Consider the following 18,581-nt stretch of genomic DNA (forward strand, 5'->3'; position numbering starts at 1 on the left):
ACGCTCTGGATGCGTTTTCCGTCAAATGCGGTTTGGTTGTGAAGCCGAGACATGCTGTGGTAAAATAAAACAAGTGTGCCGCATGAGAGGAGGTAGGGGATGAATCGGATCCTCCGCAATACAGGATTTTATCTGCTAATCTTTTTGGTTGTGATCGGGATCGTCCGTTTTATCAGCTCGCAGAACGATCTGGAGTCCACCATCCCGTACAATCAGTTCCGCGAAGAGCTGGTGAATACGGCGAAGCCCAATGCAACAGGCAATAAAATCGATCGGGTCACGATCAAGCCGGAAGGCTATACGTATCTGATCAAAGGGGAATACAAGGACGGCAAGCCGTTCAAGACCCGCGCACCGCTGAGCGATCATGTGATTGAGCTGCTGGATGCCAGCGGGGTCAAAGAAGAACACCTGAAGATGGACGGAGACAGCATTTGGATCTCCTTTTTGACCTCCATCATTCCATTCGTCATCATTTTCATCCTATTCTTCTTCCTTCTGAACCAAGCCCAAGGTGGCGGGGGCAAAGTGATGAACTTCGGCAAGAGCCGAGCCCGCTTATATAATGAAGAGAAGAAGAAGGTCACGTTCGAGGACGTGGCCGGGGCTGATGAAGAGAAGCAGGAACTGGTGGAAGTCGTCGAATTCCTGAAGGATCCCCGGAAGTTCGCTGCCGTGGGCGCCCGCATTCCGAAGGGCGTGCTGCTGAACGGTCCTCCGGGTACCGGTAAGACCCTGCTGGCCCGGGCTGTTGCCGGTGAAGCAGGCGTACCGTTCTTCAGCATCAGCGGTTCGGACTTCGTGGAGATGTTTGTCGGTGTCGGCGCCTCCCGTGTCCGTGACCTGTTCGAGAATGCGAAGAAGAACGCGCCTTGTATCATCTTCATCGACGAGATCGACGCCGTCGGACGTCAGCGGGGCGCAGGCCTCGGCGGCGGACATGACGAGCGCGAGCAGACCTTGAACCAGCTCTTGGTCGAGATGGACGGCTTCGGTGCCAATGAAGGCATCATCATCATCGCCGCCACGAACCGTCCGGACATTCTGGACCCGGCGCTGCTGCGTCCGGGACGCTTCGACCGTCAGATTACGGTGGACCGTCCGGATGTGAAGGGCCGCGAAGCGGTGCTGAAGGTCCATGCACGGAACAAGCCGCTGGCGAAGGACGTACGCCTGGACTCCCTGGCCCGGTATACCACCGGCTTCACCGGTGCGGACCTGGAGAACCTGCTGAACGAAGCCGCTTTGATCGCCGCCCGCCGGAACCGCAAGGATATCTCCATGGCGGAGATCGAGGAAGCCTTCGACCGCGTCATCGTCGGTACATCCAAGAAGAGCCGCGTCATCAGCGAGCGGGATAAGAAGACCGTCGCTTACCATGAAGCGGGTCATGCGATTATCGGCTACTACGAGCGCAATGCTCATATGATTCACAAGGTCACCATTGTTCCCCGCGGACGTGCAGGCGGTTATGTCATGATGCTGCCGAAGGAAGCGGAGGATCCGTTGGTGATCACCAAGGCGGAGCTTCTGGACCAGATTACCGGTCTCTTGGGCGGCCGGGTATCCGAGGAGCTGTTCATCGGCGAGATCGGTACCGGTGCGTACGACGACTTCCGGAAGTCCACCGAGATTGCCCGCCGCATGGTGGTTGACTACGGAATGAGCGATAAGCTGGGACCGATGCAGTTCGGCCATTCCCAAGGCCAGGTCTTCCTGGGCCGCGATCTGGGCCATGAGCAGAACTACAGCGATGCCGTCGCTTACGAGATCGACCTGGAGATCCGCAGTATCGTCATGCGCTGCTACAACCGGGCCAAGGAAATCTTGTCCGAGCATGCCGACAAGATCCACCTGGTGGCGCAGACCTTGCTCCGCAAGGAGACGCTGGATAAGGATGAGATCGTCAAGCTGATCGAGGAAGGTTCCCTGGGCGACGGAAACGACGTGGACCTGAAGAACCTGCTGGCCTCCGACGACGTGAAGATCAACATTCACAGCCAGGATGACCACAAGGAAGACGACAAGGACGGGAACGATTCCGGCCAAGCATAAACGGGAGACCGGCAGCCTTTCGGGCTGCCGGTTTTTTCTTTTTCCAAGCGATTGGCTCCAGGGACTGTCCCTGGGGGTTGTAGCGTGAAATTCCGATGAAAAACAGGAAAATAGAGGGTCGATTGGTGGTTGACACACGGGGTTAGGTTGTGTACAGTAGGTTTAAACTTATTCCAAGATAGCTGGAATCCACCGTTAAGGTCCGGAGTGAAACCGGGGCTGGCTTGCTCATAATAACGGTACGCATCATATGAAGGGGGAGGAGTCGTCCATGGAAGCCCTGGCTCTGGAACGCAAGGCTGAGCAGAACCGCGAGCTGAAGGAACGGATCCTGCAGCTGAAGAAAGAACGGAACGCCATCATACTGGCCCACTATTACCAGCGGGATGAGATACAAGAGATCGCCGATTTCCGGGGGGATTCATTCCTCTTGGCTCAGAAGGCCGCCACAACGGACGCCGAGGTCATCGTGTTCTGCGGCGTTCATTTTATGGGGGAAAGCGCCAAGATCCTGGCCCCCAACAAGACCGTCATCATTCCCGATGAACGGGCGGGTTGTCCGATGGCCGACATGGTCAATGTAGACGGCTTAAGGAAGCTGAAGGCTCAGCACCCTAACGCCAAGGTCGTTGCATACATCAATACGTCGGCCGAGGTGAAGTCGGAGACGGATATCTGCTGTACATCCGCTAACGCCATCAAGGTCATCGAAGCGGTAGATTCGGACGAAGTGATCTGGGTGCCGGATAAGAACCTGGGGGATTACGTCTCGAAGCATACCGGCAAGAAGATGATCATCTGGGAAGGCTACTGCAATACCCATGACATGCTCACCGTCAAGGACGTGGAAGAGATGCGGGCCATGTACCCGAACGCCCAGTTCGTGGTCCATCCCGAATGCCGACCCGAGGTGGTTAAGCTGGGGGATTTCGTAGGAAGCACCACTGCCATCATCAAGTACTGCAAGGAATCCGACTGCCAGGAGTTCATCGTCGGCACCGAGGACGGCACCGGCTACCAGCTGCGGCTGGACAGCCCGGAGAAGAAGTTCCACTTCGCCACCAAGTACCTGGTCTGCCCGAATATGAAGGTCAACAACCTGAAGAAGGTGGCCAAGTGTCTGGAGACGTTGTCCCCGCAGATCTACGTTCCGCCCCATATCGCTGATAAGGCAAGATTGTCGTTAGAGCGCATGCTGCTTGTGAAATAAGCAGCATGCGCTACTTCCTTGTTAAAGACAGGTGAATCGAACCATGATACCCCGTTATTTGGTCGACGAGAATTTAAGAGAGCTGCCTGTAGTGGAGACGGATGTCATCGTCATCGGGGCCGGCATCGCCGGCTTGTTCGCGGCCATCAAGGCGGCGGAAGAGCGCAAGGTGCTCATGATTACGAAGAAGGCGCTCACCGAGAGCAACACCCGATATGCGCAAGGGGGAATCGCGGCGGTCATCTCCGACGAAGATTCCTTTGAATTTCATCGCCAGGATACCCTGATCGCAGGTGCGGGCCTCTGCGATCACGAGGCCGTGGACGTGCTGGTCCATGAAGGACCCGACGGCGTCCATGACCTGATCCGGTATGGTACCCAGTTCGATCTGGAGAATGGGGAGCTGGCGCTCACCAAGGAAGGGGCCCACAGCATGCGGCGGATCCTGCATGCGCATGGGGACGCTACCGGTGCCGAGATCGTCCGGGCGTTATCGGAGAAAGCGCTGCAGCATCCCAATATCGAGGTGTGGGACGATCACTTTGTCATCGACCTGATCACGAACAGCAACGAATGCTGCGGGGCCCTCCTGCAGAAGCCGGGCGGTCAGCGCCTGGTTGTGCACGCTTCCGCGACCATTCTCTGCTCCGGCGGAGCCGGTCAGCTCTACCGCTATACGACGAACCCGGAGATCGCCACCGGTGACGGCATTGCCATCGCCTACCGGGCAGGGGCATCCGTTCGCGACGTGGAGTTCATTCAGTTCCATCCCACCGCGCTGTGCTATCCTGGTGCGCCGCGTTTTCTCATCTCGGAGGCCGTCCGAGGGGAAGGCGCCGTGCTGCGCAACATCAAGGGAGAGCGCTTCATGGAGCAGTATCACCCGCTCCTGGAGCTGGCGCCGCGGGATGTGGTCGCGCGGGCCATCGTCAGCGAGATGGAGAAGACCAAGTCCACCTTCGTCTATATCGACATCACCCATGAATCCAGCGAGAAGGTCAAGAGCCGGTTCCCGACTATTTACGAGACCTGCCTTCAATTCGGCTTGGACCTGTCCTCCGATTGGATTCCCGTTGCCCCGGCAGCCCACTATATGATGGGCGGGGTGGAAACCGATCTCTTTGGGGAGACTACGCTGAAACGGCTGTTCGCCTGCGGCGAGGTATCGTCCACCGGGGTACATGGCGCCAACCGCTTGGCCAGCAATAGCTTGTCGGAGGCCATCGTCTTCGGACGCCGGATCGTGGACCGGGTTCTGAAGCTGAAGGACCGGGTGGAGCTGCCTGAGACGACCCTTACCGACCGTGATGTACGCACCGAGCCGATCCAGCAGGCCATCGTAGAGAAACGGCTGAAGCTGCAGAAGATCATGCTCCGGTATGCCGGTCTGAAGCGCAGCGGCAGCGGGATTGAGAAGGGCTATGAAGAACTGAAGCGGCAAAATCATATATTCGATGCCTGTCTGACCAAGCGGGAGGAGATGGAGTTCGCCAACATGCTGACCTGCTGTCTCCTGATCCTTCGTGCGGCCGGAATCCGGGAGGAGAGCAGAGGCGGACACTACCGCGACGATTTCCCCGAGCGGGACGATCTGCTGTGGCGCAAGCACATTGCATTCAACCGGGAAAAAGGCGTATTGGAGGAGCGTATGTCCGATGTATAACTTGAATCTTCAGAAGTTGGAGAACCAGATCCGGCTGTGGCTGGAGGAGGATATCGGCACCGGCGACATCACCACGATGACCACCGTACCTTTAGACCAAGAGTCTAAAGGTATTCTTCATGTGAAAGAGGGCGGCATCGTTGCAGGCATTCCGGTAGCGGCCGCCGTCTTCCGGGTGGTGGATCCGGAGCTGGAGTTCCGCCCGATGGTGGCGGACGGCGACCGGGTAGAGAAGGGAACCGTCCTCGCGGAGGTGCACGGCAATACGCGGAGCATTTTGCTGGGCGAACGGCTTGCGTTGAACCTGATGCAGCGTCTGTCGGGCATCGCCACCCGGACGAGGCAGTATGTGGATGCGCTGGAGGGGCTGCCGGCTCGTCTGGTGGACACCCGCAAGACCACACCGGGGCACCGGATGCTGGAGAAGTATGCGGTTCGCGTAGGCGGCGGCCATAACCACCGCTTCGGCTTGTATGACGCCGTCATGATCAAGGACAACCATATCAAGGGCGCAGGCGGCATTCCCCAGGCGGTGGCCGCAGCCCGCAGCCAGATCCCCCACACGATGAAGATCGAGGTGGAGGTGGAGAACTTCAACCAGCTTCAACAGGCGTTGGAAGCGGGAGCGGACATCATCATGCTGGACAACATGAAGCCGGCAGACATGAAGGAAGCCGTCCGGTTCATGAAAGAAAAAAGCCCGCATATCTTGATAGAGGCGTCGGGGAGCGTAACCTTGGAAACCATCAAGAGCATTGCCGAGACCGGGGTGGATGTGATCTCCGTCGGGCGGCTGACCTACTCCGTCCATGCCCTGGACATCAGCCTCGACCTGAATGAAAGGAAGGACCAACACCTATGATCCTGGTCGTCGACGTCGGCAATACCAATATCGTACTCGGGGTGTACGAGGGCAAGAAGCTCCTGCATCATTGGCGGATCAGCACCAACCGCTCGGCTACGGCGGATGAGTACGGCATTACGATCTTTAACCTGTTCGCTCACAGCGGGCTGAAGCTGGAGACCATGGAAGGCGTGATTATCTCCTCTGTGGTGCCTCCTCTGATGTTTGCCTTGGAAACCATGTGTAAAAAATATATCAAGAAGGATCCCTTGATCGTCGGTCCCGGCATCAAGACCGGGCTCAGCATCCGCTACGAGAACCCGAGGGAGGTCGGTGCAGACCGCATCGTCAACGCGGTGGCGGGCCTGGAGCTGTATGGCCCTCCGCTCATCATCGTGGACTTCGGCACGGCCACCACCTTCTGCTACATCGACGAGCAGGCCCAATACATAGGCGGCGCCATCGCCCCGGGCATCGGCATCTCCACCGAGGCCTTGTACCAGCGGGCGGCGAAGCTGCCGCGCATCGAGCTGGTGAAGCCGAAGAGCACGGTAGGACGGAATACGATCACCTCCATGCAGGCGGGGATCATCTACGGCTTCGCCGGACAAGTGGACGGAATCGTGCAGCGGATTAAGGAGGAGTTCGGCACAGAGCCGACGGTGGTCGCCACCGGAGGACTGGCGGAGCTCATCTCCGCGGAATCGCGGACCATTGATATCGTGAATCCTCAGCTAACCCTTCAGGGACTGCAATTAATCTACGAGCGCAACCGGGCGGAAGCATCCTCCACCCGATAAGGGAGGACGTCCGGGTTAACGACATGAAGGAGTGAGCATTGTTGAAGGACCAATTGATAAGAGCGACGGGCCTTAACGGTAAAGTGCGGGCGTTCGCCGCAAGAACCACGGGTATCGTCGAGGAGCTGAAGCGCCGCCATACCACTTCCCCGGTGGCGACGGCGGCACTCGGCCGGACCATAACGGCCGGCGCCATGATGGGGGCTATGCTGAAGGGGGAGGAGAAGCTCACCATTCAAGTGAAGGGCGGAGGACCCATCGGCGCCGTCGTCGTGGATGCCAACGCCAAGGGCGAGGTGCGCGGGTATGTGGATGAGCCCGGCGTCATGCTGCCGCCGAATGCGGTCGGCAAGCTGGACGTGGCCGGGGCCGTGGGAACGGACGGTTTTCTCTATGTCGTGAAGGATCTGGGGCTGAAGGAGCCGTACAGCGGAAGCATCCCGATCCATTCGGGGGAGCTGGCGGAGGACTTTACCTACTATTTCGCCAAGTCGGAGCAGACGCCGTCCGCCGTATCCCTGGGCGTCCTGTTCGAGAAGGGCGAGTATACCGTCAAAGCAGCGGGAGGCTTCATCATTCAGCTGCTTCCGGGCTTGACGGATGAGGAGATCGATGAGATCGAAGGCCGGCTCGGCAGCCTGCCCCCGATAACGACCATGCTGGACGACGGGCTGGAGCTGGATGAGATTCTGGCCAACGTGCTCGGGATGGTACAGATTCATGAGACCATGGATCTGCAATTCAAGTGCAAGTGCTCCCGGGAGCGGGTGGAGCAGACACTGATCAGCCTAGGCCGGGAGGAACTGAACAGCCTGATCGACGAAGAGGGCAAGGCGGAGGTGCACTGCCACTTCTGCAACGAAACCTATCTGTTCGAGGGGCCCGAGCTTCGCAAGCTGTCGGAGCAGCTGGGGGCCTCCAAGTAATCCGCTCGTCCGCACGGAGCTAGGTAGAGAGAGGCACAAGAGGAGATTAGGATGAGAAACATCAAGCTGTTATGGGGACTCACCGTGATCCTGTCGGCAGCGGTGCTGGTGCTGGGGCTCTTGGTCATCCGGCTCTCCGGAAGAGAGCAGGGGCTGCCGGACGCAGCGGCCCCGGATCCGGAGGCGGAGCGGGTGGTGGCCAAGATCGGCGGAAGGGAATTTACGCTTGGCGTGCTCGAGGAGCAGCTCATGGATAAGCACGGGGCCGAGCTGATCAACCAGCTGCTGGACCGGGAGGCCGTGCGTCTGGAGAGCGAGCGGATTGCGGTGAAGGTCACCCGGGAAGAAGTGGACCGGGAATTGAAGCGGATGCAGCAGGGCTACGACAGCGAAGAGCAGTTCTACGAATCGATGAAGACCCAAGTCGGCATGTCGAAGGAAGAGATCCGCGAGGATGTCTACTACAAGCTGCTTCTGGATGCGGTGGCGACGTCCAGCATCAAGGTATCGGGTGCGGAGGTGGACGCGTACATCAAGGAGCATCCGGAGGAGTTCCATATGGCTTCGCTGCTTCGGATCGGAGTCATTGTGAACAAGACGGCCGACCAGGCCAAGAGAACCCTCGAGCTGTTCAGATCCGGCAAGGATTTCGCCCAGCTGGCCAAGGAGAGATCCTTGGACACCGCTTCGGCGGCGGAGGGTGGTGATTTGGGCTGGGTGGAGGATAACGATCCCTTCATTCCGCAGGAGTATCTGAAGGCCGCCCGTACGCTGAAGGTGGGGGACGTTGCCGGACCGGTGGAGACCGATGGCGGCTTCGCCGTAATCCTGCTGAAGGATAAGAAGGATCAGAGCAAGGGCTCCATGGAGGAGATCCGGGCAAGAGTCACCAAGCAGCTTGCGCTCCAGAAGGCCCCTCCCCTGCAGGATATCCTCCAATCGCTCCGTAAAAAATACGATGCCGTTATTCTCGATCCGGCCTTGAAATGACGGGGACATGAATTCCTGTTGACAATTACCACAACACTTGGTAATATTGAAATCAATAAAACCTAGTAGATTACTCGGAATAACAAACGTTAACAGGAGGGACTTTATCATGGCTAAATTGGTCCAGAACATTACTCAATTAATCGGCGACACCCCGCTGGTCCGTCTGAATAAGATCGTTCCGGAAGACAGCGCGGAAGTTTATGTGAAGCTGGAATACCAGAATCCGGGCTCCAGCGTGAAGGACCGGATCGCTATCAGCATGGTGGAGGTTGCCGAGAAGGAAGGCAAGCTGAAGCCGGGCGCTACCATCATCGAGCCGACCTCCGGCAATACCGGCATCGGTCTGGCTATGGTTGCCGCAGCCAAGGGCTACAAGGCCATTCTGGTCATGCCGGAGACCATGTCCATGGAGCGCCGCAACCTGCTGCGCGCCTACGGCGCCCAACTGGTGCTTACTCCCGGAGCCGAAGGCATGAAGGGAGCGATCCGCCGTGCGGAGGAGCTGCAGGCCGAGAACCCGGATTATTTCATGCCGCAGCAGTTCAAGAACCAAGCGAACGTGAAGGTTCACCGCGAGACCACCGGACCGGAGATCGTCGAAGCCATCAAGAGCTACGACGGCAAGCTGGACGCCTTCGTGGCCGGCATCGGTACCGGCGGCACCATCACCGGCACCGGCGAGGTTCTGAAGCAGAACTTCCCGGGCATCAAGATCATCGCCGTTGAGCCAAGCGCTTCCCCGGTGCTGTCCGGCGGCAAGCCGGGCCCGCACAAGATCCAAGGCATCGGCGCAGGCTTCGTTCCGGATATTCTCAACACCGAGATCTATGACCAGATCATCCCCGTCGACAATGACGACGCCTTCGATACCTCCCGCCGCGTTGCGCGCGAAGAGGGGATCCTGGGCGGCATCTCCTCCGGCGCCGCTATCTTCGCCGCGCTGCAGGTGGCGAAGCAGCTGGGCAAGGGCAAGCGGGTCGTAGCTGTTCTGCCTTCCAACGGCGAGCGCTACCTCTCCACTCCGCTGTACCAATTCGAAGACTAATCCGGAGGATGGACCATCCGGTACCCGCCTGTCTGAAGCGTCGCTTCAGACAGGCTTTTTTTTGCAGGAAGGCCGGGATTGCCGCTTATTCGGGTTGACTTTGGTCGTGTTACACCACATACTAACCCTAATTAATGCGAAGGTTGGGGGAGGACGGGCAGTGAACATCACATCAAGGCAGGATTGGGACGGATGGCGCGCCTCCTGCACCATGCTGCCTTACGTACTGGCAGTGAAGCTTGCGACGGGCCGGATGCCGGGCTGGGACGAACTGTGGAGCCGGGCGGGCCGGGAGGCCTTCGTGCTCGAGAGCGGCAAGGGAGGCCGGTATACCATCGCCGGCATACATCCCGTTTCCGTGATCCGGGGCAAGGGGCGCACTGCTCTGATCCGGGAAGGTACCGGAGAGTCCGGATCCGAACGGCGGGAGGAAGGCGCCCCGCTAGATCTCATCCAAGCCTGGATGGCTCCTTACCGCTCCCCCAAGGTAGAGGGGGCGCCGAAGTTTACGGGCGGCTGTGTCGGCTTCTTGGGCTACGACGTAGTCCGCTCGCTGGAACGGCTTCCGGAACGGGCGGCGGATGACCTGGGCATCCCGGACTATGTGATGATGCGCTTCGAGGAGATCTGGATCGTGGACCAGGAAGAGCAGATGCTCTACTGCTGCGTCCAGACTCCGGTCCCGGCCCAAGCTTCCGACGATTGGACGGATGCCGCCTATGCCCGGGCGGCGGAACGGGCAGAGGCTATGCGGGAAATATGGCTCCAGTGGCAGAAGGGCGATGCGGCGGCGGCTGCTGCGGAGCGAAGCCGCACCATGGCCGCCCTCTTGGGAGAGGAAGAGGATCCGTCATCTTTTGATCCGGAACGGCTGGAGGGGCTGGAGAGAGCCTTCGACAAAGAGGCGTTCATGAGCGCGGTAGAGCGGATTCGGGAGTATATCGCAGCAGGGGACGTGTTCCAGGTGAACCTGTCCGTCCGGCAGAGCCGTAGGCTGATCTCGCGCCCGGAGCATCTCTACGAATGGCTCCGGGTGTTGAATCCGTCTCCCTATATGGGAATGCTCCGGCTGGGTGACTTCGATCTGGTATCCGCCTCGCCGGAGCTGCTGGTGCAGGTGGAGGGCCATCAGGTGCGGACCCGCCCGATAGCCGGCACGCGGAAGAGGGGGGCCTCGCCCGAGGAGGACCGCCGGATGCGGGACGAGCTCCTGCACAATGAGAAGGAGCGGGCCGAGCACATCATGCTGGTGGATCTGGAGCGCAATGATCTGGGCCGCATCTCCAAGTACGGCACGGTTCGGGTGACGGAGCTTATGGCCATCGAGTATTACTCTCACGTCATGCATATCGTCTCGGAGGTCACGGGGGAGCTGGCAGAGGGCCGGGACGCCTACGATGTGGCGGCGGCGGCTTTTCCCGGGGGAACCATCACGGGCGCTCCCAAGGTCCGGACCATGGAGATCATCGAGGAGCTGGAGCCCGTCCGCCGCGGACCGTATACCGGGTCTATCGGCTGGATTGACTATAATGGCAACATGGAATTAAATATAATTATCCGTACGCTGCTGGCGTGCGGGGATCGTGCTTACGTGCAGGCCGGGGCGGGAATCGTCATCGATTCGGTGCCCGAGCGCGAATACAAGGAATCGCTGAGCAAGGCCAAGGCCTTATGGAAGGCCGTCGACATCTGCGAGAAGAACCGGCTGTGGGAGTAACCCACAATACAGAGGAGGAACTCCGAATGATACTGGTGATCGACAATTACGACTCGTTTACGTACAACCTGGTGCAATATTTGGGCGAGCTGGGCGAGAAGATAGAGGTGCGCCGCAACGACGAGATCGATATCGAAGGGATCGAGAAGCTGGCTCCCGACCATATCCTCATCTCCCCGGGACCCTGCACCCCCAATGAGGCTGGCGTGAGCTTGAGTCTGATCGAGCACTTCAAGGGCAAGATCCCGATTCTGGGCGTCTGCTTGGGCCACCAGTCCATCGGCCAGGCCTTCGGCGGCGACGTGATTCGTGCGGAACGCCTCATGCACGGCAAGACCTCGCCGATCCATCACGACGGCAACGGCTTGTTCGAGGGGCTTCCGAATCCCTTCACCGCCACCCGGTACCATTCCCTGATTGTGAAGCGGGAGACGCTGCCGGACTGCCTGGAGATCACCGCCTGGACCGAAGAGGGCGAGATCATGGGGCTGCGCCACAAGGAATACCCTATCGAGGGTGTCCAGTTCCATCCGGAATCCATCATTACGGAGAACGGGCTGACCATGCTGCGCAACTTCCTGCAGAAGAGCGCGATCCAAGGAGTCTAACGATGATGCAAATTGCCATGAACGGCGCCTTGTGCGCCTCGGAACAAGCCGTGGTCTCGGTCTATGATCACGGTTTTCTGTATGGGATGGGTCTGTTCGAGACCTACCGGACCTATGGAGGAGCGCCCTTTCTGCTGGAGGAGCATCTCCTCCGGCTTGCCGACGGCTGCCGGGAGCTGGGGATCCGGTACGAGCCCCGTCCGGAGCACATCCGTCAATTGACGGCGAGTCTGTTGGAAGCCAACGGGCTGGAGGACGGCTACTTCCGCCTGAGCGTGTCCGCCGGGACCGAAGCGCTGGGCCTGCCGGCCGGCGATTATGCCGAGCCCCGGGAGATTCTGTACGTGAAGACGCTGCCTCCCCGGGATGCGGAGCTCTACGAGACCGGCAAGGCGCTGCAGCTGCTGGAGACCCGGCGGAACACCCCGGAGGGGGATATGCGGCTGAAGTCCTTCCACTACATGAACTCCATCCTGGGCAAAAGAGAGCTGGCCCGCTATCCCCGGGCCGCCGGTGCCGAGGGTCTCTTCCTGGACGATATGGGCTTCGTAGCCGAGGGTCTCGTCAGCAACGTCTTCTTCGTCCAGGACGGCGTGCTGCGCACTCCGGCCCTGGAGACCAACATCCTGCCGGGCATCACCCGGGACTGGGTGCTCCGCACGGCGGTCGCAGCGGCCGTTCTTCCTACGGAGAAGGGCTTCTACTCCTGGGACGAATTGCTGGAGGCGGACGAGATATTCGTCACGAACTCGATCCAGGAGCTGGTTCCGGTGACCCGGCTGATGGATCCGGAAGGCCATGAGGGGACTGTTTCGGACAGGAAGGCGGGGCCGGTGACCCGGCGATTGTCGGAGCTGTACCGGGAGGCCACAGGAGGAGGGGGACGATGACCCGGAGGATCCTGAAGTGCAGGGGCCGTGACCTGATCCTGGGAGAACGGACCCTGATTATGGGCATACTGAACGTTACCCCGGATTCATTTTCGGACGGAGGCCAGTACAACCGTTATGAGGATGCGGTGGCCCGCGCCCGCCAGCTGGTGACGGAGGGAGCGGACATCCTCGATATCGGCGGCGAATCCACCCGGCCCGGTTCGGAGCGGGTATCGGCGGAGGAGGAGCTCCGGCGGGTGATCCCGGTGATCCGGGCCGTGGCGCAGGAGGTGGGGGTGCCGATCTCCATCGATACCTACAAGGCCGGGGTGGCCCGTCAGGCACTCTTGGCCGGCGCCCATATCATCAATGACGTATGGGGCTTCAAGGAAGACCCCGATATGGCGGCGGTGGCGGCGGAGTTCGGCTGCCCCGTCATTCTGATGCATAACCGCAAGGATGAGAACTATACGGATTACATGGCGGATGTCCTGGCCGACCTGGAGGCCAGCATCGGTCTGGCTCTGGCCGCCGGTGTCGAGCCGGGGCAGATCGTGCTGGACCCGGGCATCGGCTTCGCCAAGGACCAGACCCAGAACCTGGTGCTGCTGCAGCGTCTGGGGGAGCTGAAGCGCCTGGAATACCCCCTGCTTCTCGGGACCTCCCGGAAGCGGGTGATCCGCAATGTGCTGCAGCTCCCGCCGGATGACGTTGTGGAGGGAACGGCTGCCACGGTGGTGTTGGGTATCGCGCAGGGAGCAGATATCATCCGCGTGCACGATGTCCGTGAGATCAAGCGGGTGGCGCTGATGACGGACGCCATTCTGCAAGCGAAGCTGCCGTAAGGCGGGAGAGGAGGAGCAAGATGGACCGATTGATTTTGAACCGGATGCAGTTCTTCGGGTACCACGGAGTGCTGCCGGAGGAGAACCGGCTGGGCCAGAGGTTCTATATCGATGTCGAGATGACCTTGGACCTGGGTCCCGCGGGCCGGACGGACGACCTGAACCTCACGGTGAACTATGCCAAGGCGTATGGCCGAGTGAAGGAAATCGTGGAAGGTAAGCCGTTTCAGCTTATCGAGGCGCTGGCGGAACGGGTTGCATCTGATCTGCTCCAAACTTATACTAGTATTTATGAAATCGCCGTCCGGGTCACGAAGCCACATCCGCCTTTTGACACCCACTTTGACGGAGTGACGGTAGACATTCACAGAAAGCGGGCTTAAGGCAGCAATGGATGGTTGGAATATAGAATGGACCCTGGCCTATCTGGGTCTGGGCTCCAATTTGGGAGACCGCGGGCAGTGGCTCGCGGATGCGGTACGGCTGCTGGGGCAAGAGCCCGGCATCCGGGTGGAAGCCTGTTCTGCGGTTTATGAAACCGATCCGGTCGGCTACGTCGAGCAGCCGGCTTTTTTGAATATGGCGGTACGGATCGCCACCTTGCTTCCCCCCTTGGACCTCCTCGCGGTTATGCTTCGTATCGAGCTGGAGCTGGGGCGCAAGCGGGAGATCCGTTGGGGGCCGCGGACGATCGACATCGATATGCTGCTCTACGGAAATCTGGAGATGGATACGCCGGAACTGACGGTGCCCCATCCCCGGATGCTGGAGCGGGCCTTCGTTCTTATTCCATTGCGTGACATCTATCCGGGCGATGCGCTTCCTGGGGCCGTTGGATTGTCGGAACGGCTGGATATTCTGGAAGGAAAGGAAGGCGTCAAGCTATGGACAAACAAGCGTTAGCCTATCGGATCCGCGCGTTCCGTAAGCTCAAGGGCTTCACTCAGACAGAGCTGGCGGACCTATTGGGCGTATCCATCGCCATCGTAGGCACCATCGAGCGGGGCACCCGGAGACCGGACCCCCGGATGCTGAAGCGGATTGCGGAAGCGCTGGGCATAGACCAAGAAGAATTGATACCCGTGGAGATCCGTGCGAAGGGAGAATAATCATGCTGAAAATCGGAAATGTGGTTGCGAATAATCCCGTAGTTTTGGCTCCTATGGCAGGCGTCTGCAACCCGGCTTTCCGGTTGATTGCCAAGGAATTCGGCACAGGCCTCGTCTGCGCCGAGATGGTCAGCGACAAGGCGATTCTGCACGGGAATAAGAGAACCATTGAGATGCTGTACGTCGACGAACGGGAGAAGCCCTTGAGCCTCCAGATCTTCGGCGGCGACAAGACCACCCTGGTGGAAGCGGCCAAGGTGGTGGATCAGCATACGAATGCGGATATCATCGACATCAACATGGGCTGTCCGGTGCCGAAGGTGACCAAGTGCGACGCCGGGGCCCGCTGGCTCCTCGATCCGAACAAGATCGAAGAGATGGTGTCGGCCGTGGTCCAGGCCGTATCGAAGCCGGTCACGGTGAAGATGCGGATCGGCTGGGATGAGGATCATGTGTTCGCCGTCCGCAACGCCCAGGCGGTACAGAACGCAGGCGGCAAGGCCGTCTCCGTTCATGGTCGCACCCGGGTCCAGATGTATACCGGCAAAGCCAATTGGGACATTATTAAAGAAGTTAAGGAAGCCGTCTCCATACCGGTTATCGGCAACGGTGATGTGTTCACTCCAGAGGATGCCAAGCGGATGCTGGACCATACGGGTGTGGATGGCGTCATGATCGGCCGCGGCGCACTGGGCAATCCTTGGATGCTGTACCGGACGGTGCATTATTTGACTCGGGGGGAGCTGCTGCCGGAGCCTACTCCGCAGGAGAAAATCCGGATTGCAGTCCTGCATATGGACCGGTTGTGTGACCTGAAGGGCGAGCATGTGGCCGTGAAGGAGATGCGCAAGCACATGGCCTGGTACCTGAAGGGGATTCCCGGAGCGGCCCGCGTCAAGGACGTCATCATGGAGATGACCGAGCGGGATAAGATGGTCACCGTGCTGGAAACCTTCGTATCCGGCCTGGATGATGTCCCTGTGTCTTCCGAGCCGGAAGAGGACGCAGTCTATCACTAAGGGCAGCCAGGCGAACATATGGTTTCCTGTCATTGACATTTAACGGGTGTTGCAATATAATCATCCCCAAATAGCGTCCATTCAAGCATCTGCAGCTCCCGGACCGCACAGGCGCGTCAATATGTCCTACGGCCCTGCTCCTGATGTCATGATGACGGGCTTTCCCAATATAGTAATAGTAAACCGCTTTACCGGCTCGGACGGAGGGCGGACGAGTGAGTTCATACGGAAACGAATTCGAAAGATTCCGGTGTATGAATAATCTTCACACGACGGGAGAACAGTTGGAATGAGCGAGAAAGAAGTCATCCTAACACCAGAAGGCTTGAAGAAGCTGGAGGAAGAGCTGGAGCATCTCAAGTCTGTTAAGCGGCGTGAGGTGGCGGAGCGGATTAAGGTGGCCATCGGCTACGGCGATATCAGCGAGAACTCCGAGTATGAAGATGCCAAGAACGAGCAGGCGTTCGTCGAGGGCCGGATCATTACTTTGGAGAAATTGCTTCGCAATGCCCGGATCATCAATAACGAAGACGTGGATGTGAACACGGTCAGCATCGGCTCCATCGTCATTCTGAAGGATATGGAGTACGGCGATACCGTGGAATATACCATCGTCGGCACGGCCGAATCGGATCCGTTCAAGAACAAGATCTCGAACGAGAGTCCGGTAGGCAAGGCCATTCTCGGCAAGAAGAAGGGCTCTATGGTCGATGTCAACGTACCCGCGGGTACGATTCAATATCAGATCATCGATATTAAGAAATAAGAGCGTGCTGTGATACACGAGGCCGATTCCTTCGAGGGAACCGGCCTTGTAAGGGTTAGACGTCATAGGCCCCTATCGGCACTGGCTGAAGCTCCGGCAGGAGCTTTTCTTGTTGATGCAGGGGCTTCCGATTTTTGGAACCCGGTTATGAGTGGATCAAGATAGAGGAGTGAAAGCGATTATGAGTCAAGAATTGGAATTAAACGAACTGTTGGTTATCCGCCGCAATAAACTGGACGAGCTCCGGGGACTGGGCATCGACCCGTTCGGCAAGAAATTCGAGAGAACCCACACTGCGGAAGGCATATTGAGCGCCTACTCCGATCTGTCCCAAGAGGAGCTCGAGGAGAGGAAGATCGAGGTCTCTCTGGCGGGCCGCATCATGCAGAAGCGCAGTATGGGCAAAGCCTCCTTCGCTCATATTATGGACCTGACCGGGAAGATCCAGATCTACGTGCGCAAGGATTCCATCGACGAGGCCAAATACGACGCCTTCGAGATGCTGGATATCGGCGACATCGTTGGCGTGAAGGGGACCGTCTTCAAGACCAAGACCGGCGAGACCTCCGTCAAGGTAACGGTGCTTGAGGTCCTGACCAAGTCCTTGTACCCTCTTCCGGACAAGTTCCACGGCCTGAAGGATGTCGAGATGCGCTATCGTCAGCGCTACGTGGACCTGATCATGAGCGAGGATGTGCGGAGGACCTTCCTGACCCGTTCCAAAATCATCACCTCCATGCGGCGCTACTTGGATTCCAAGGGCTATCTGGAGGTGGAAACCCCGACGCTGCATGCGATTGCCGGCGGCGCTGCGGCCCGTCCTTTCATCACGCACCATAATGCTCTCGACATGGAGCTCTACATGCGGATCGCCATCGAGCTGCATCTGAAGCGTCTGATCGTTGGCGGCCTGGAGAAGGTGTACGAGATCGGCCGGGTTTACCGGAACGAAGGCGTCTCCACGCGCCACAATCCGGAATTCACCATGATCGAGCTGTACGAGGCGTATGCCGACTATAAGGATATCATGCAGCTTACCGAAGAGGTGATTGCCCATATCGCCCAAGAGGTGCTCGGCACTACGAAGATTACGTACCAAGGTCAAGAGGTGGACCTGACGCCGGCTTGGAAGCGTATCTCCATGGTCGATCTGATCAAAGAGGTTGTAGGCGTCGATTTCAGCCGCCAGATGACGGACGAAGAGGCCCATGCCATCGCCAAGGAGCATAAGGTGCCGGTAGAGCCGCACATGACCTTCGGCCATATCGTGAACCAATTCTTCGAGACCTTCTGTGAAGAGACTCTGATTCAGCCTACCTTCGTAACCGGACACCCGGTTGCCATCTCCCCGCTTGCGAAGAAGAACGACGAGGATCCGCGCTTTACGGACCGCTTCGAGCTGTTCATCGTGGCGCGTGAGCATGCCAACGCCTTCACCGAGCTTAACGATCCCATCGACCAGAGGGAGCGCTTCGAGGCGCAGCTGGCTGAGAAGGAGAAGGGCAACGACGAAGCCCATGCGATGGATGACGACTTCATCCGGGCTCTCGAATACGGCATGCCTCCGACAGGAGGCCTGGGCATCGGCATCGACCGGCTGATCATGCTCCTGACCGACAGCCCGTCCATCCGGGACGTCCTGCTGTTCCCGTCCATGCGTCATCAGTAATCCGTTATGCGGTCATAAGGCGTCCTTCGGGGCGCCTTTTCCTGTTCCGGGGCAATGCGCCCAAAAAAGACGGAACTTGGGGCTTGTATTTGGTACAAGCTTTGTGGTACATTAGTCTTCGCCGCTCGAGAGCGGTACGGAGCGTGTCGGTTCCGAGCACGAAGCCAACGGCTTAATGGTAAAAAATAGTGCTTGCATCGATATCGCAGCGTGTGGTATATTAAGAAAGTCGCCTCTGAGAGACGACAACAATCGAGTAAGTTCTTAGCTCCTTGAAAACTGAACAACGAGTAGTAACAAAACACAGCCAAGTGTAATGAATGAGCTATATCGAACGAACCTTTTTGGAGAGTTTGATCCTGGCTCAGGACGAACGCTGGCGGCGTGCCTAATACATGCAAGTCGAGCGGATCTGTTCCTTCGGGGACAGGTTAGCGGCG

General features: G+C 58.8%; 18 protein-coding genes and 1 rRNA gene. All 19 read left to right on the top strand.

What is annotated here, in order from left to right; all coding sequences use genetic code 11:
• Positions 1-99: 99 nt before the first annotated feature.
• Positions 100-2,055, top strand: a complete 1,956-nt coding sequence (ftsH, locus tag ACSEXW_RS25280) for an ATP-dependent zinc metalloprotease FtsH (RefSeq protein ID WP_438448973.1) — start codon at positions 100-102, stop codon at positions 2,053-2,055.
• A gap of 271 nt (positions 2,056-2,326) precedes the next feature.
• A complete protein-coding gene (nadA, locus tag ACSEXW_RS25285; protein ID WP_438448974.1) occupies positions 2,327-3,265 on the top strand; it encodes a quinolinate synthase NadA in 939 nt (312 codons plus the stop codon).
• A gap of 43 nt (positions 3,266-3,308) precedes the next feature.
• On the top strand, positions 3,309-4,928 hold the full coding sequence (gene nadB / locus ACSEXW_RS25290; RefSeq protein WP_438448975.1) for an L-aspartate oxidase: 1,620 nt from the start codon (positions 3,309-3,311) through the stop codon (positions 4,926-4,928).
• The gene (gene nadC / locus ACSEXW_RS25295; protein WP_438448976.1) at positions 4,921-5,790 is read left to right on the top strand and encodes a carboxylating nicotinate-nucleotide diphosphorylase; all 870 of its coding nucleotides are present in this window, start codon (positions 4,921-4,923) and stop codon (positions 5,788-5,790) included. The genes nadB and nadC overlap by 8 nt, the downstream gene beginning before the upstream one ends.
• Positions 5,787-6,572: a type III pantothenate kinase gene (locus ACSEXW_RS25300; protein WP_438448977.1), complete on the top strand. Its 786-nt coding sequence runs from the start codon at positions 5,787-5,789 to the stop codon at positions 6,570-6,572. The genes nadC and ACSEXW_RS25300 overlap by 4 nt, the downstream gene beginning before the upstream one ends.
• A gap of 41 nt (positions 6,573-6,613) precedes the next feature.
• A complete protein-coding gene (gene hslO / locus ACSEXW_RS25305) occupies positions 6,614-7,498 on the top strand; it encodes an Hsp33 family molecular chaperone HslO (protein WP_438448978.1) in 885 nt (294 codons plus the stop codon).
• A gap of 51 nt (positions 7,499-7,549) precedes the next feature.
• A complete protein-coding gene (locus ACSEXW_RS25310) occupies positions 7,550-8,488 on the top strand; it encodes a peptidylprolyl isomerase (protein WP_438448979.1) in 939 nt (312 codons plus the stop codon).
• Between the two features lie 109 nt (positions 8,489-8,597).
• The gene (cysK, locus tag ACSEXW_RS25315; protein ID WP_438448980.1) at positions 8,598-9,536 is read left to right on the top strand and encodes a cysteine synthase A; all 939 of its coding nucleotides are present in this window, start codon (positions 8,598-8,600) and stop codon (positions 9,534-9,536) included.
• A gap of 160 nt (positions 9,537-9,696) precedes the next feature.
• On the top strand, positions 9,697-11,253 hold the full coding sequence (locus ACSEXW_RS25320) for an anthranilate synthase component I family protein (RefSeq protein ID WP_438448981.1): 1,557 nt from the start codon (positions 9,697-9,699) through the stop codon (positions 11,251-11,253).
• Between the two features lie 26 nt (positions 11,254-11,279).
• On the top strand, positions 11,280-11,861 hold the full coding sequence (gene pabA, locus ACSEXW_RS25325) for an aminodeoxychorismate/anthranilate synthase component II (protein WP_438448982.1): 582 nt from the start codon (positions 11,280-11,282) through the stop codon (positions 11,859-11,861).
• 5 nt (positions 11,862-11,866) lie between these two features.
• Complete coding sequence (locus ACSEXW_RS25330; RefSeq protein ID WP_438448992.1) at positions 11,867-12,751, top strand: aminotransferase class IV; 885 nt, start codon at positions 11,867-11,869, stop codon at positions 12,749-12,751.
• Positions 12,748-13,578, top strand: coding sequence for a dihydropteroate synthase (folP, locus tag ACSEXW_RS25335; protein ID WP_438448983.1), 831 nt, complete (start codon positions 12,748-12,750; stop codon positions 13,576-13,578). The genes ACSEXW_RS25330 and folP overlap by 4 nt, the downstream gene beginning before the upstream one ends.
• 20 nt (positions 13,579-13,598) lie before the next feature.
• On the top strand, positions 13,599-13,961 hold the full coding sequence (folB, locus tag ACSEXW_RS25340; RefSeq protein WP_438448984.1) for a dihydroneopterin aldolase: 363 nt from the start codon (positions 13,599-13,601) through the stop codon (positions 13,959-13,961).
• A 7-nt stretch (positions 13,962-13,968) separates the two neighbouring features.
• Positions 13,969-14,481 (top strand): 2-amino-4-hydroxy-6-hydroxymethyldihydropteridine diphosphokinase, encoded by a 513-nt coding sequence (gene folK / locus ACSEXW_RS25345; protein WP_438448985.1) that lies wholly within the window; start codon positions 13,969-13,971, stop codon positions 14,479-14,481.
• Complete coding sequence (locus tag ACSEXW_RS25350) at positions 14,463-14,687, top strand: helix-turn-helix domain-containing protein (RefSeq protein ID WP_438448986.1); 225 nt, start codon at positions 14,463-14,465, stop codon at positions 14,685-14,687. Before folK ends, ACSEXW_RS25350 begins: the two co-directional genes overlap by 19 nt.
• A 2-nt stretch (positions 14,688-14,689) precedes the next feature.
• Entirely contained in the window at positions 14,690-15,706 is a 1,017-nt protein-coding gene (dusB, locus tag ACSEXW_RS25355; protein ID WP_438448987.1) for a tRNA dihydrouridine synthase DusB, read from the top strand.
• A 289-nt stretch (positions 15,707-15,995) separates the two neighbouring features.
• On the top strand, positions 15,996-16,472 hold the full coding sequence (greA, locus tag ACSEXW_RS25360) for a transcription elongation factor GreA (protein WP_438448988.1): 477 nt from the start codon (positions 15,996-15,998) through the stop codon (positions 16,470-16,472).
• Between the two features lie 181 nt (positions 16,473-16,653).
• A complete protein-coding gene (gene lysS / locus ACSEXW_RS25365; protein ID WP_438448989.1) occupies positions 16,654-18,141 on the top strand; it encodes a lysine--tRNA ligase in 1,488 nt (495 codons plus the stop codon).
• Positions 18,142-18,482: 341 nt separating this feature from the next.
• Positions 18,483-18,581: ribosomal RNA gene (locus ACSEXW_RS25370) — 16S ribosomal RNA — on the top strand; the annotation flags it as partial.

The sequence above is a fragment of the Oryzibacillus soli genome (assembly GCF_051594765.1).
Lineage (GTDB): Bacteria > Bacillota > Bacilli > Paenibacillales > NBRC-103111 > Paenibacillus_AR.

Bases quoted from the DNA above. Each gene is read 5' to 3' on its own strand.
- cysK (WP_438448980.1), top strand. From the start codon at position 8,598: ATGGCTAAATTGGTCCAGAACATTACTCAATTAATCGGCGACACCCCG.
- folB (WP_438448984.1), top strand. From the start codon at position 13,599: ATGGACCGATTGATTTTGAACCGGATGCAGTTCTTCGGGTACCACGGA.
- folP (WP_438448983.1), top strand. From the start codon at position 12,748: ATGACCCGGAGGATCCTGAAGTGCAGGGGCCGTGACCTGATCCTGGGA.
- ftsH (WP_438448973.1), top strand. From the start codon at position 100: ATGAATCGGATCCTCCGCAATACAGGATTTTATCTGCTAATCTTTTTG.
- greA (WP_438448988.1), top strand. From the start codon at position 15,996: ATGAGCGAGAAAGAAGTCATCCTAACACCAGAAGGCTTGAAGAAGCTG.
- nadC (WP_438448976.1), top strand. From the start codon at position 4,921: ATGTATAACTTGAATCTTCAGAAGTTGGAGAACCAGATCCGGCTGTGG.
- ACSEXW_RS25300 (WP_438448977.1), top strand. From the start codon at position 5,787: ATGATCCTGGTCGTCGACGTCGGCAATACCAATATCGTACTCGGGGTG.
- nadB (WP_438448975.1), top strand. From the start codon at position 3,309: ATGATACCCCGTTATTTGGTCGACGAGAATTTAAGAGAGCTGCCTGTA.
- pabA (WP_438448982.1), top strand. From the start codon at position 11,280: ATGATACTGGTGATCGACAATTACGACTCGTTTACGTACAACCTGGTG.
- nadA (WP_438448974.1), top strand. From the start codon at position 2,327: ATGGAAGCCCTGGCTCTGGAACGCAAGGCTGAGCAGAACCGCGAGCTG.
- ACSEXW_RS25310 (WP_438448979.1), top strand. From the start codon at position 7,550: ATGAGAAACATCAAGCTGTTATGGGGACTCACCGTGATCCTGTCGGCA.
- dusB (WP_438448987.1), top strand. From the start codon at position 14,690: ATGCTGAAAATCGGAAATGTGGTTGCGAATAATCCCGTAGTTTTGGCT.
- ACSEXW_RS25350 (WP_438448986.1), top strand. From the start codon at position 14,463: ATGGACAAACAAGCGTTAGCCTATCGGATCCGCGCGTTCCGTAAGCTC.
- lysS (WP_438448989.1), top strand. From the start codon at position 16,654: ATGAGTCAAGAATTGGAATTAAACGAACTGTTGGTTATCCGCCGCAAT.
- folK (WP_438448985.1), top strand. From the start codon at position 13,969: ATGGATGGTTGGAATATAGAATGGACCCTGGCCTATCTGGGTCTGGGC.
- ACSEXW_RS25330 (WP_438448992.1), top strand. From the start codon at position 11,867: ATGCAAATTGCCATGAACGGCGCCTTGTGCGCCTCGGAACAAGCCGTG.